Source organism: Streptomyces sp. NPDC032822 (assembly GCF_055578825.1).
Window position 1 is genome coordinate 872,811 of sequence record NZ_JBVIOL010000001.1, and the last position, 12,507, is coordinate 885,317.

Sequence of the window (12,507 nt, forward strand, 5' to 3'; positions counted from 1 at the left end):
CGAGCCGATCCCGGGGCAGGGGCCGGTTTGTGGTCAGTTCGCCGCGCAGGCGAAGTTCCAGGCGCCGTAGGAGCCGCTGACGTAGCTGCCGTTGTCGACGAGGCCGACCCGGAAGTAGAAGCACTCGTCCTCGTCGAGGTCCGTGTTGTACGGGACCGAGTCGTCCCAGTCGTACCCGGTGTAGCTCCCGGTGTAGTCCGTGGACCACTTGGCGTCGCTGGTGGAGGGGTTCACCGACGTCTGGGTGGACTGCAGGCGCACGCCCCGGCCGTCCGAACAGACGTCGAGGAACCGGAAGACGTCTCCGTAGGCCGAGAACCCCACGACGCCACAGGCGTTCGCGGACGTCTCGTAGTCGTCGATGGTGAACGCGTGGGCCGAGGTGGCCGTCGCGAGGGTGAGCGCTGACGCGGCGATGACGGTCACTGCGACGCGTCTGAACTTGGGCATGCCTGTCTCCTCGCACACGAGGGAGCGGGACCTTCACAGGAACTCCGCGATGGTCATCGGACTATGCCCAAAGCTTGACCGTTCGACAACCCTGCCTTGGCCGCCAAGTGCGGTGAGTGTGAGGGCCGTTGACGCGCAAGTGATTCGATTCTACGGTCCGGGCGTCCGCATCGCCGATCGCTGGTCGGGATGCCGAACCTCTCGTCCCCAGGAGGCCCCGCGTGAGCCGCACCTCCCGAACCTCCCGCAGTACTCGCAGCACCGCACTCCTCGCCGTCCCCGCCGCCGTCCTGCTCGCCCTGATGCCGAGCAGCGCGTCCGCGTACCCCGACCCGGGCACCGTCACCGGCGCCACCGTCGTCCACGACCCGACGATGATCCGTACCCCGGCGGGCCGCTATCTGGTGTACGGCACCGGTGGCGGACTCCGGTACAAGTCGTCCACGGACCGGATCGCGTTCACCGCCGGGTCCGACGCGTTCTCCGCCAAGCCGGGCTGGTGGGCGTCGTACGCCACCGAGGCGTGGGCGCCCGACATCTCGTACCACGGTGGCAAGTACCTGATGTACTACGCCGTCTCCACCTTCGGATCGAACAAGTCGGCCATCGGCGTGGCCGGTTCGACGACCGGGCTGCCGGGGTCCTGGACCGACCACGGCACCGTCTACGCCTCCACCGCGTCCAGCGACTACAACGCCATCGACCCGAACCTCTTCGTGGACGACGACGGCAAGTGGTGGCTTTCCTTCGGCAGTTGGTGGACCGGGCTGAAGATGATCCAGATCGACCCGTCCACCGGGAAGCAGCTCTCCTCCAACCGCACCCGGTACCCGCTCGCCTCCCGCCCCACCGGGACCAAGGCCGTCGAGGCGCCCTCCCTCGTCAAACGGGGCGGCTACTACTACCTCTTCGCCTCCTACGACACCTGCTGCGCCGGCACCGGTTCGACCTACAAGGTCAAGGTCGGCCGCGCCACCGGTGTCACCGGGCCGTACCACGACAAGAACGGCGTCGCGCTGACCGACAACGGCGGGACGCCGGTGCTGGAGTCCCACGGGCGAGTCATCGGCCCCGGCGGGCAGTCCGTCCTGAACGACTCCGACGGCGACCTGATCGTCTACCACTACTACGACGGCAGCGACAACGGCACGCCCAAGCTCGGCATCAACCTCCTGAACTGGAGCAGCGGATGGCCCGTCGCGTACTGACCCTGCCGACCGACAGCGGTGACGTCCGGATCGTCAACCGGGCCACCGGCAAGGTCGCCGACGTGGCGAACTGCTCGACGGCGGACGCGGCCGACGTACGCCAGTGGTCATGGCTGTCCAACACCTGCCGGCAGTGGCGACTGAACCCGGTGCAGAACAGCCGCCCCGGGGGCGCGGGGGACCGCGCGACCCGTCACGACGGGTCCCCGGTCGCCCCGCGCCCCCGGGGTCACGGTGTGCGGGCGGGCCTCAGCCGACCTGTCCCATCCCCGCCGCGTTCGGCCAACTCTGCGCGTTGGGCCAGCCCGTGGCCGGCGCGGCGGACAGATCGGCCGGCCCGGCCGGGCCGGTCATGCCGCGGACCTGGGCGGCGGTGAGGCCGCCGCGGGCCGGGACGCCGGGCGGGGTCTGGCCGTTCATCGCGGCGGCCGGCGCGGCCATCGGGGGCACCATCGGGGCCATGGGTGCCATGGGTGCCATGGGTGCCATCGGCGCCAGGGGCGGCTGTGGCGCCATCGGGGCCTGTGGAGCCGGGGCGGGGTAGCTCGCCGGCTGCGGCGCCGCCTGTGCCATCACGGGCATCGGCATCCCGGCCCCGGCGGACTGTCCCGGCGCGGCCTGTGCCATCGCGGGCATCGGCATGCCGGCGCCTATGGACGGGGCCGCCGAGAGTCCCGGCGCGGCGGCCATGGCCTGAGCGGCGAGGCCGTGCATACCGGCGCCGTTGGTGGAGCCGACCAGCCGGTCCACTGCCGCCGTACCCGAGCTGTAGCCGGTCCCTTGAGCCAGCTCGGGCACGGCGGCTCCCCTCCTGGTCCCGTAGAGCACCTGTTCCAGGCCGGACACCAGGCGACGCACGTCCACCTGGGGGCGCACCACGAGGCGCAGGAAGCGGCTGGAGGAGCCGATCTTGTTGCCGCACTCGCGGACGAGGATCCGGTGCTCGGTGAGCATCCGGTCCCGGACCACGGTGCCCTCGGCGCCGACGGGCAGGCGCACGAAGAGGAAGTTGCCCTGGGAGGGGTAGACCGTCAGCCCGGGCAGGGAGGCGAGCTGGCTCGCCATGTCGAGGCGGTCCCGGCGGACCTGGTGGAGGCTCTGCGCGTACTCGGCGCCGTGCTCCTTGAGCATGAACACCACGTACTCGGCGAAGGCGTTGAGGTTCCACTTCGGCAGCATCGAGCGGACGCGGCCCGCCAGCGACGGGTTGGCGACCATGTAGCCGAAGCGGATGCCGTGCAGACCGAAGTTCTTGCCGAGGCTGCGCAGGACGATGACGTTCGGCCGGATCATCGCCTCCTGGACGACGCTCGGTTCGGCCTCCGCGTCCGCGAACTCCAGGAACGACTCGTCGATCACGATCAGGTCCAGGTCGGCCATCGCGTCCATGAACTGCACCAGCGCGTGCTTGTGCAGGAAGCCGCCGTCGGGGTTGTTCGGGTTGCAGATGACGGCGACCCGGGTGCCGCGGGCGCGGATGAACTCGGCGTACTGGGCGAGGTCCAGGGCGAAGCCGCTGGACTCCTGGAGCGGGAACATGTCGACCCGCTTGCCGGTCTCCATCGGCTGGTCGGTCCAGCGGCCGAAGGTGGGGACGGGGACGGCGAGGGACTCGCGCACCAGCAGGTGGTCGATCCAGGTGATGAGTTCGGTCGAGCCGTTGCCCATCGCCACGGCCTGCGGCGGGAGTTGCAGCAGGTTGCAGAGTTCGGCCGTGATGGTGTCGGCGCCGCTCGGGTAGTACGTGATGATGTCCCGCAGCCGCGACGCCATGGTGTCCAGCATGGCGGGGGTGGGGAAGTAGGGATTGCAGGGGATGCAGAAGTCGACCGGACCGGCCCCTTCGCCGCCCTCCCGCGTCAGTGCCGCCATCGACGGGCTGTGCGCCGCGGTGCTGCGGAACAGCGAGGTGACGTTGTCAGCCAAGGGAGCCTCCGTATGGGGCGGGCCCGGTGGGGACGACCGGGCCCGTCGTCATTGGGTGGCCCGCGCGATGGAGCACGGACCGCTCATACATACGGAGGCTGGGGTGGCACTGTTCAACCGCTGAGAAACGGGTAAGAACTTGTGCGCCGCCTGTGAAGGAGGGTCAGGAGTGAAGGGATACCACGCGTGCGGGGCCCTCAGGCGCCGAACGAGTGGACCGTCGTCGACCGGTACGTCTGCCCAGGTCGCAGCGTGGTGGACGGGAACGACGGCTGGTTCGGGGAGTCGGGATAGTGCTGTGTCTCCAGGCACAGCGCGTCGCCCTGGCGGTAGACCGTGCCGCCGGAGCCGACGAGGGTGCCGTCGAGGAAGTTGCCCGAGTAGAACTGCAGGCCGGGCTCGGTCGTCGCGATCCTGAGCGTACGGCCGGAGTGCGGGTCCCGCAGGGTCGCGACGTGCTCGGGGCGGTCCGTGACCCCCTTGTCGAGGACCCAGTTGTGGTCGATGCCCTTGGCGTACAGCAGTTGCTGGTGGGGGACCCGCAGGTGCGCGCCGACCGTCCTGCCGCGGCGGAAGTCGAAGGGGGTGTCCGCGACCTGTGCCGGTTCGCCCGTGGGGATCAGGCCCGAGTCGACCGGCGTGTAGCGGGCGGCGGCGATCTCCAGTTCGTGGTCGTGGATGCCGCCACCGGACTCGCCGGCCAGGTTCCAGTACACGTGGCTGGTGAGGTTGACGACGGTGGCCCGGTCGGTGGTGGCCTCGTAGTCGATCCGCCAGTCGCCCTGCCCGGTGAGGGTGTACGTCACCTTCGTCCGCAGCGTGCCGGGGAAGCCCATCTCGCCGTCGGCGCTCGTGCGGGAGAGGCGCAGGCCGACGTCGGGGCCCTCGGTGAACGGCTCCACGTCCCACACGTGCTGGTCGAAGCCCCGGGCGCCGCCGTGCAGGCTGTTGACGCCGTCGTTGACGTCCACCTGGTGGCTCTCGCCGTCCAGGGTGAAGCGGCCCTCGGCGATGCGGTTGCCGTACCGGCCGATCAGCGCGCCGAAGAACGGGGACTTGGTGACGTAGTCCTCGATGGTGTCGAAGCCGAGGGAGACGTTGGCGTGGTGGCCGTGCCGGTCGGGGATCTCCAGGGACTGGACGACGCCACCCCAGGAGAGGACCTTGAGCCGGGTGCCGCCGTTCTCCAGCGACCAGCGATGGACCTGTGTGCCGTCGGCGAGCTTCCCGAAGAGCTCCTTCACGGGCTTCCTGCCTCCCTTGGTGCGAGTGTGCGGAAACGAAGGGGTCCCGCGGACCGGCGGTCCGCGGGACCCACGACGACGAGGTGGCTACGAACCCGACTTGCGCTTGTTCCACACGTCGAAGCCGACCGCCGCCAGCAGGGCGAGGCCCTTGATGACCTGCTGCCAGTCGGAGCCGACGCTGAGGAGGTTCATGCCGTTGTTCAGCACACCGAGGACGAGGCCGCCGATGATCGCGCCGAGGACGGTGCCCACGCCGCCGCTCATGGACGCGCCACCGATGAACGCCGAGGCGATGGCCTCCAGTTCGTAGTTCAGGCCCGCCTTCGGGGAGGCCGCGTTCAGACGGGCGGCGATCGCCAGACCCGCCAGGGCCGCGAGCGCGCCCATGTTCAGGAAGACCAGGAAGGTGACCTTCTTGTCCTTCACGCCGGACAGCTTCGCCGCCGGCAGGTTGCCGCCGATGGCGTAGATGTGGCGGCCGAAGACGGCGTTGCGCATGATGTAGCCGTAGCCGACCACCAGCGCGCCCAGGACCAGCAGGATGATCGGCGCGCCCTTGTAGCTGGCGAGCAGCATCGTCACGACGAGGACCGCGGCGACGATGGAGACCAGCTTGAGCAGGAAGATGTTCCGCGGCAGCACGTCCAGCGCGAACTCCTGCTGGCGCTTGCGGTCGCGGAACTCCTGGAGGACCACGAAGACGATCAGGGCGAGGCCGAGCAGCAGCGTGATGTTGTGGTAGTTGGTGTTCGGGCCGGTCTCCGGGAGGAATCCGTTGCCCATCTTCTGGAGCCCGTCGGGGAAGGGGCCGAGGGTCTGGCCCTCCAGCAGGATCTCCGTGAAGCCGCGGAAGATCAGCATTCCGGCGAGGGTGACGATGAACGACGGTATGCCGAGATACGCGATGAAGAAGCCCTGTGCCGCGCCCGCGGCGGCACCCACCAGCAGACACAGCACCACGGCGACCGGCCACGGCACGTCGTTCTGCACGGTGAGGACGGCCGCGAACGCGCCGACGAACGCGGTCAGCGAGCCGACCGACAGGTCGATGTGGCCGGCGATGATGACCAGCATCATGCCGATCGCGAGGATCAGGACGTAGCTGTTCTGCAGCACCAGGTTGGAGACGTTGCGCGGCAGCAGCAGGTCGCCGTCGGTCCACACCGCGAAGAGCGCCACGATCAGGCCGAGCGCGATCAGCATGCCGTACTGGCGCATGTTGCGGCGCAGACCGTCCAGCATCAGCTGGAGCAGACCGCCTCCCGAGGCCGTCCCGCCCTTTCCGGGCGGCGCCGGGGCCGGCGTCTTGGCGGTCACATCCGTGCTCATCGCGTTACCTCTTTGTCCTTCGTCATCTGGCGCATCAACACTTCCTGCGTGGCCTCGGCCCGCGGGACCTCACCGGTGAGCCGTCCGGCGGCCATGGTGTAGATGCGGTCGCACATCCCCAGCAGTTCGGGCAGCTCGGAGGAGATGAAGACGACCGCCTTGCCCTGGGCGGCCAGTTGGTCGATGACCGTGTAGATCTCGTACTTGGCGCCGACGTCGATACCGCGCGTGGGCTCGTCCAGGATCAGCACCTCGGGACCCGCGAAGATCCACTTGCTGAGGACGACCTTCTGCTGGTTGCCGCCGGACAGCTTGCCGACCGGTTCGAAGACGGTCGGCGCCTTGATGTTCATGGACTTGCGGAAGCCCTCGGCGACCTTCCGCTCCTCGTGCTCGTCGACGATCCCCCGCTTGGAGACCTTGCCCAGCGCGCTGAGCGAGATGTTGCGGTTGATGGTGTCGATGAGGTTGAGGCCGTAGTGCTTGCGGTCCTCGGTGACATAGGCGATGCCGTGCCCGACCGCCTCGGCGACCGTCTTGGTACGGATCTCCTTGCCGTCCTTGAGGACCGTGCCGTCCGCGTGCCGGCCGTACGACCGCCCGAACACGCTCATCGCGAGTTCGGTGCGGCCGGCGCCCATCAGGCCCGCGATGCCGACGATCTCCCCGCGCTTGACGTTGATCGACACGTCGTCGACCACCTTGCGCGACTGGTCGATCGGGTGGTGCACGGTCCAGTTGCGGATCTCCAGTGCCGGAGCCGCCTCCAACTCTCCCTCGTACGCGGTGCGTTCGGGGAAGCGGTGGTCGAGGTCGCGGCCCACCATGCCGGAGATGATCCGGTCCTCGGTGGTCTCCTTCGCCTTCACGTCGAGCGTCTCGATGGACTTCCCGTCGCGGAGGATCGTGACCGAGTCGGCGACCTTGCGGATCTCGTTGAGCTTGTGGGAAATGATGATCGAGGTGATGCCCTGCTTCTTCAACTCCAGGATGAGATCCAGGAGTTTGTCGCTGTCCTCGTCGTTCAGAGCCGCGGTGGGCTCGTCCAGGATGAGCAGCTTCACCCTCTTCGACAGCGCCTTGGCGATCTCCACGAGCTGCTGCTTGCCCACGCCGATGTCGGCGACGCGGGTCTCCGGGTGGTCACCGAGACCGACCCGGCGCAGCAGTTCGCTGGCGTGCTTGAGCGTGTCGTTCCAGTTGATGAGCCCGCGGGTGGCGTGCTCGTTGCCGAGGAAGATGTTCTCCGCCAGGGACAGGAACGGCACCAGCGCCAGCTCCTGGTGGATGATGACGATTCCGTGCTGCTCGCTCGCCCGGATGTCCTTGAACTTGCCGAGCTCTCCCTCGAAGAGGATGTCGCCCTCGTACGTGCCGTGCGGATGGACACCGGAGAGCACCTTCATCAAGGTGGACTTTCCGGCGCCGTTCTCACCGCAGATGGCGTGGACCTCGCCCTGCCGGACGGTCAGCGTGACGTCCGAGAGCGCTTTGACACCGGGAAAGGTCTTGACGATCGAGCGCATTTCCAGGACGGGTCCCGCCATGGTCGTGCCTTCCAATCTGTGTCGAACAGGGGGCTTCGGCGGGTTACTTGAGGTCGGCCGCCGTGTAGTAGCCGCCGTCGACCAGGACCTTCGTGTAGTTGGACTTGTCGACGCTCACCGGCTCCAGCAGGTAGGCGGGGACGACCTTCGAGCCGTTGTCGTACGTCTTGTCGTCGTTGATCTCCGGCTTCTTGCCGTTCAGCGAGGCGTCCACCATGTTCGAGGCGACCTTGGCCAGCTCACGGGTGTCCTTGTAGACGGTCTGCGTCTGGCCGCCCGCGATGATCGACTTCACCGAGGCCAGCTCGGCGTCCTGGCCGGTGAGGACCGGCAGCGGCGTGGATCCGGAGCCGTAGCCGTCGGACTTCAGCGCGGACAGGATGCCGATCGAGATGCCGTCGTACGGCGAGAGCACCGCGTCGACCTTCTCGCTCTTGTACGAGCTGGTCAGGATGTCGTCCATGCGGCGCTGGGCGGTGGCGCCGTCCCAGCGCAGCGTGGTGACCTGGTTGATCTTGGTCTGGCCGGACCGGACGACCAGCTTCTTGCTGTCGATGTACGGCTGCAGGACGCTCATCGCACCGTTGAAGAAGTACTTGGTGTTGTTGTCGTCGTTGGAGCCGGCGAACAGCTCGATGTTGAACGGGCCCTTGCCGCTCTTCAGGCCGAGCTTGTCGACGATGTAGCTGGCCTGGAGCTGGCCGACCTTCTCGTTGTCGAAGGACGCGTAGTAGTCGACGTTCGCCGTGCCGAGGATCAGGCGGTCGTAGGCGATGACCGGGATGTTGGCGTCCTTGGCCTGCTGGAGCACGCCGTTCAGCGACTTGTTGTCGATCGCCGCGACGATCAGCGCCTTGACGCCCTGGGTGATCAGGTTCTCGATCTGTGAGACCTGGTTCTCGGGGTCGTCCTCGCCGTAGACCAGCGTGGTCTTGTAGCCCTTGGACTTCAGGTCCGCCTCGACGTTCTTGCCGTCGGCGATCCAGCGCTCGGAGGACTTGGTCGGCATCGCGATGCCGATGGTGCCTCCCTTGGCGCTGCCGGTGCTCTCCTCGCTGCCGCCCTCGCCGCTCTGGCCGCAGGCGGACAGGGTCAGGGCGAGGGAGGCGGCGCCGGCTATGGAGGCGAGTGCGGCTCGGCGAGTGCGCATGATCATCATCCTTGATGTCTGGGGCGGGCTCGGTCTGGTCGTGCGGACCACTGTGTGGCGTGACCATGATGGCGACCGAAAGGAACGCGTGTGGGATTGTGTGTGCCCGCGTCGTCTTTTGTGAAGGGGCGTTGTCCGGAACGTTATGCAGGCGTTTCGAACCGCTTGAGCGTGCCGGGCAGCCGCGAGCCGAGCGGCGCCATGTCGCCGTCCGCCCCGTGTCGTGCGAGCAGGTCCAGGGCCAGCCGGCCGCGCCGCACTCTCTCCTTCGCGGTGGACAGCGTGAGATCGCGCATGTGGTGACCGTACGGGTAGATCCCGGGGGCCTTCGAGAGGCCGAACTTCAGGTAGAGCGGGGCGCCGCGCCGGATCAGCTCGGCGACCTCGTACATCCGTACGTAGCCGCCGAGATCGTCGGGCGCCTCGATGTACATGTCCATGGGGGCGGCCGACACCCGCCGGATCTCGGTGAGGTGATCGAGCGTCAGATCGCTGGGCACGTTGATCGAGTCGCCGCCCAGGTTCTCGTACACCGCGTAGGCCGCCGGGTTCACCGGCCCGATCAGGGCGCTCACCTTGAGCGTGGTGTCGGCCGGGATGATCCCGGCCAGCCGCGCCCGGTGCAGCGCCCACAGCACGCCCTCGTCGGCGACGAGGAGGCACTTGACGCCAAACTCCGTTGCCCGGACGGCGTCTTCGACGCATCCGGCGACCGCGTCGTGCCCCCGGGCGCGCAGTCCGCCGCCCTTGGAGTCGGTGCGGGTGGAACCGCCGATGTCCCAGGTGCCGCGCGGACCGGTGAACAGGCAGAGCTCGATGTCGCGTTCGGCGGTCGCCTCCACCATCTCGGTGATCTCGGCGTCGGTGAGCATCCAGACACCGCTGCCCTGGCTGACCCGGTGGATCGGCACATCGAGCCGCGAGGCCTCCTTGAGGACGACACCGAGCGCCTCGGGCCCCTCCACGGAGGGAACCTCGGTGCGCCAGCGACCGCCGCCGGGGAAGGTGTGCGGCGAGGCGTCGGAGGGGTCGAGGGCGGGCGCGTTCAGGCCGAGCGCGGCGAGCGCCTGCTCGCCCGGTCGTCGTGCCGCGCTGGCGGGGGTCTCGGTCACAAGCTGTCCTTCGCGTTCGGTATTTCGGACGAGGATCGCGGCTCTGTATGCGCAAGGCTGTGGGAGTACGCCGGTACGAAGTCGTCTTGTACCCCGTACCGGCGTACGGCTCAGAGGTGTGTCACGGACGCAGGAGGACCTTTCCGACCTTCGGATCGCCGGACCCCACCAGGTCCAGGGCCTGCGGGAACTGCTCCAGCGGCAGTTCGTGCGTGACGAGCGGCAGCGGATCGAGCAGCCCGGCCCCGAAGACCCGCACCGTGTGCGCCCACGCCGCCGGCGGCGCCCCGAACACGGTGTGCACCTCCAGCTGCCGTACGACGAGGTCGGTGGGGTCCAGACCGTCGGCGCCCGGCGCCGGGATGCCGGTGAGGACGAGCCGGCCGCCGCGCCTGAGCAGGGAGGCGGCGGTGTTGGCGGCGGACGCCGAGCCGGCGGTCTCGATGACGACGTCGAAGTCGTCCGGCAGATCCTGGTCCCGGGTACGGAAGTCGGTGGCGCCGAACGTCTTCGAGAGCTCCGCGCGGTCCGGGCGGGTGCCCACCACGAGCAGCTCCGAGGGCGAACCCGCCTTCAGGAACTGGACGGCGAACATCCCGAGCGTGCCCGTGCCCACGACGGCGACCCGCTCGCCGGGCCGCGCGTTCGCCTTCAGCGCGGCGGCGGCGACGCAGGCGGCGGGTTCCAGGAGCGCCGCCGCCGTCAGGTCGGCGTCGTCCGGGAGGACGTGCAGCAGCCGGGCCGGCAGGGTGAGGGTCGTGGCCATGGCGCCGGGCTGGGTGAAGCCCGTCTCCTCGTAGCCGGCCGTGCACAGCGTGGTCTCGCCCTCGTGGCAGCGGTCGCAGACCTGGCAGTTCCTGAAGCCCTCGCCCACCGCCTTGCGGCCGACCAGGGACGCCGGTACGCCGGAGCCCACCGCCTCGACCGTGCCGGACCACTCGTGGCCGGGTGTGAGCGGGTAACGGACGTACCCCTCGGGCCGGTTGCCCTGGTACACCTCGCGGTCGCTGCCGCAGATCCCGACGGCGTGGACGCGGACGAGCACCTCCCCGGAGGCAGGCTCACGAGGGGTGTGCTCGACGAGCCGGTGCTCGCCGGGCGCCTCGATGACGACGGCGGTGCTCACTGCTGGGCGCCCTTCGGCTTGCGCTGCTCCCAGCCCTCGGCCCACAGGTCGAACCGGGCCTGCTGCTGCGGGAACTCGGCGGCGGCGTCGACATCGAGCTCGACCCCGAGGCCGGGGGCGTCGGAGAGGTGGAAGTAGCCGTCCACGACCTGCGGGGCGCCCTTGACGACCTTCTTGATCTCCGCGTCCGCGAAGTCGTTGAAGTGCTCAAGGATCTTGAAGTTCGGCGAGGTGAAGCCCACTTGGAGGGAGGCGGCGGTGAGGACGGGCCCGCCCACGTTGTGGGGTGCCACCAGCGTGTAGTGGGTCTCGGCGGTCGCGGCCAGCTTCCGGGTCTCCCAGATGCCGCCGATGTGGCCGACGTCGGGCTGGATGATGTCCACGGCCTGGCTCTCGAAGAGCTCGCGGAACTCGATGCGGTCGTGGATCCGCTCACCGGTGGCGACCGGGATGTCGACCTTGGCGGCGACCTTCTCCAGCGCCTTGAGGTTCTCGGGCGGGCAGGGCTCCTCCAGCCAGGCGGGCTTGAAGGGCGCGAGGTCCTTCGCCAGCCGGATGGCGGTGGCCGGGGAGAAGCGGCCGTGCATCTCCAGCATCAGCTCGGTGTCCGGGCCGATGGCGTCCCGTACGGCCTCGATGAGCGAGACGGCGTAGAGGGACTGTTCGTGGTCGAGCTCGAAGTGCCCGGTGCCGAAGGGGTCGATCTTGAGCGCCTTGTACCCGCGCTCGATGACCTGCTGGGCCGCCTTGTGGTACGCCTCGGGGGTGCGCTCCGTGGTGTACCAGCCGTTGGCGTACGCCTTGACCTTGTCGGTGACCTTGCCGCCGAGGAGCTGCCAGACGGGGACGCCCAGCGCCTTGCCCTTGATGTCCCAGCAGGCCATCTCGATCACCGCGATGCCGGACATCACGATCTCGCCGGCCCGCCCGTAGTCGCCGTACTTCATACGGTGGACCAGGTCCTCGACAGCGAACGGGTCCGACCCGAGAATGTGGTTGGTCTGTGCCTCGTGCAGATAGCCGAGCAGTGCGTCGGTGTGGCCCAGCATGCGCGTCTCGCCGACGCCCGTGAGTCCCTCGTCCGTGTGCACCTGGACGTAGGTCAGGTTGCGCCATGGCGTTCCGACCACATGCGTGCTGATTCCCGTGATACGCACGTCAGCTACTCCCTAGGCTTTCAGCTTGTTCGAAATTTCGGCTCGCGTTCGAAATGCTGGCTCGACGGTAAGGACGACCCGGTCGGAGTGTCAATGGGTCGGGTGGTCGAACGCGTAACGGATTCGACGTGACGGCCGGCCCGGCCCGGCGCGGTCCCGGCCGGGCGCCCCGCACGTCGGGGCGGGGTACGCCCATGGACGCTTCCGGGAGTCTCCGCGGCCTTCCGGCGGGCGCACATGATCGGTCCACGGGGT

The 12,507-nt window shown here is 68.8% G+C and carries 9 protein-coding genes and 2 pseudogenes; 2 read left to right on the forward strand and 9 right to left on the reverse strand.

The annotated features are described in order from the left end of the window. Positions 1-33: 33 nt before the first annotated feature. A complete protein-coding gene (locus ACZ5VD_RS04070; protein WP_468550797.1) occupies positions 34-450 on the reverse strand; it encodes a hypothetical protein in 417 nt (138 codons plus the stop codon). Positions 451-752: 302 nt separating this feature from the next. Between ACZ5VD_RS04070 and ACZ5VD_RS04075 the strand changes: the two genes are divergently transcribed. Then, a complete protein-coding gene (locus tag ACZ5VD_RS04075) occupies positions 753-1,658 on the forward strand; it encodes an arabinan endo-1,5-alpha-L-arabinosidase (protein WP_468680966.1) in 906 nt (301 codons plus the stop codon). Positions 1,659-1,666: 8 nt separating this feature from the next. Continuing rightward, a pseudogene (locus ACZ5VD_RS04080) lies at positions 1,667-1,807 on the forward strand (RICIN domain-containing protein); the annotation flags it as partial. A 100-nt stretch (positions 1,808-1,907) separates the two neighbouring features. Here ACZ5VD_RS04080 and ACZ5VD_RS04085 read toward each other — a convergent pair. The 8 genes and pseudogenes from ACZ5VD_RS04085 to ACZ5VD_RS04120 all read right to left on the reverse strand — a co-directional run bounded on the left by ACZ5VD_RS04085 (position 1,908) and on the right by ACZ5VD_RS04120 (position 12,252). Then, on the reverse strand, positions 1,908-3,584 hold the full coding sequence (locus tag ACZ5VD_RS04085; RefSeq protein ID WP_468680578.1) for a pyridoxal phosphate-dependent aminotransferase: 1,677 nt from the start codon (positions 3,582-3,584) through the stop codon (positions 1,908-1,910). A 197-nt stretch (positions 3,585-3,781) separates the two neighbouring features. Continuing rightward, positions 3,782-4,843: pseudogene (locus tag ACZ5VD_RS04090) on the reverse strand (aldose epimerase family protein); the annotation flags it as partial. 72 nt (positions 4,844-4,915) lie between these two features. Beyond that, entirely contained in the window at positions 4,916-6,160 is a 1,245-nt protein-coding gene (mmsB, locus tag ACZ5VD_RS04095) for a multiple monosaccharide ABC transporter permease (protein WP_468550795.1), read from the reverse strand. Then, positions 6,157-7,707 (reverse strand): multiple monosaccharide ABC transporter ATP-binding protein, encoded by a 1,551-nt coding sequence (mmsA, locus tag ACZ5VD_RS04100; RefSeq protein ID WP_468550794.1) that lies wholly within the window; start codon positions 7,705-7,707, stop codon positions 6,157-6,159. The genes mmsB and mmsA overlap by 4 nt, the downstream gene beginning before the upstream one ends. A 43-nt stretch (positions 7,708-7,750) precedes the next feature. Beyond that, the gene (gene chvE, locus ACZ5VD_RS04105; RefSeq protein WP_468680580.1) at positions 7,751-8,857 is read right to left on the reverse strand and encodes a multiple monosaccharide ABC transporter substrate-binding protein; all 1,107 of its coding nucleotides are present in this window, start codon (positions 8,855-8,857) and stop codon (positions 7,751-7,753) included. A 143-nt stretch (positions 8,858-9,000) separates the two neighbouring features. Further along, positions 9,001-9,969: a hypothetical protein gene (locus ACZ5VD_RS04110; RefSeq protein ID WP_468680582.1), complete on the reverse strand. Its 969-nt coding sequence runs from the start codon at positions 9,967-9,969 to the stop codon at positions 9,001-9,003. 121 nt (positions 9,970-10,090) lie between these two features. Further along, on the reverse strand, positions 10,091-11,095 hold the full coding sequence (locus ACZ5VD_RS04115) for a zinc-dependent alcohol dehydrogenase (protein WP_468550791.1): 1,005 nt from the start codon (positions 11,093-11,095) through the stop codon (positions 10,091-10,093). Beyond that, positions 11,092-12,252: a mandelate racemase/muconate lactonizing enzyme family protein gene (locus ACZ5VD_RS04120; protein WP_468550790.1), complete on the reverse strand. Its 1,161-nt coding sequence runs from the start codon at positions 12,250-12,252 to the stop codon at positions 11,092-11,094. Before ACZ5VD_RS04120 ends, ACZ5VD_RS04115 begins: the two co-directional genes overlap by 4 nt. Positions 12,253-12,507 lie beyond the last annotated feature (255 nt).

Bases quoted from the DNA above. Each gene is read 5' to 3' on its own strand.
- ACZ5VD_RS04070 (WP_468550797.1), bottom strand. From the start codon at position 450: ATGCCCAAGTTCAGACGCGTCGCAGTGACCGTCATCGCCGCGTCAGCG.
- ACZ5VD_RS04075 (WP_468680966.1), top strand. From the start codon at position 753: ATGCCGAGCAGCGCGTCCGCGTACCCCGACCCGGGCACCGTCACCGGC.
- mmsB (WP_468550795.1), bottom strand. From the start codon at position 6,160: ATGAGCACGGATGTGACCGCCAAGACGCCGGCCCCGGCGCCGCCCGGA.
- mmsA (WP_468550794.1), bottom strand. From the start codon at position 7,707: ATGGCGGGACCCGTCCTGGAAATGCGCTCGATCGTCAAGACCTTTCCC.
- chvE (WP_468680580.1), bottom strand. From the start codon at position 8,857: ATGCGCACTCGCCGAGCCGCACTCGCCTCCATAGCCGGCGCCGCCTCC.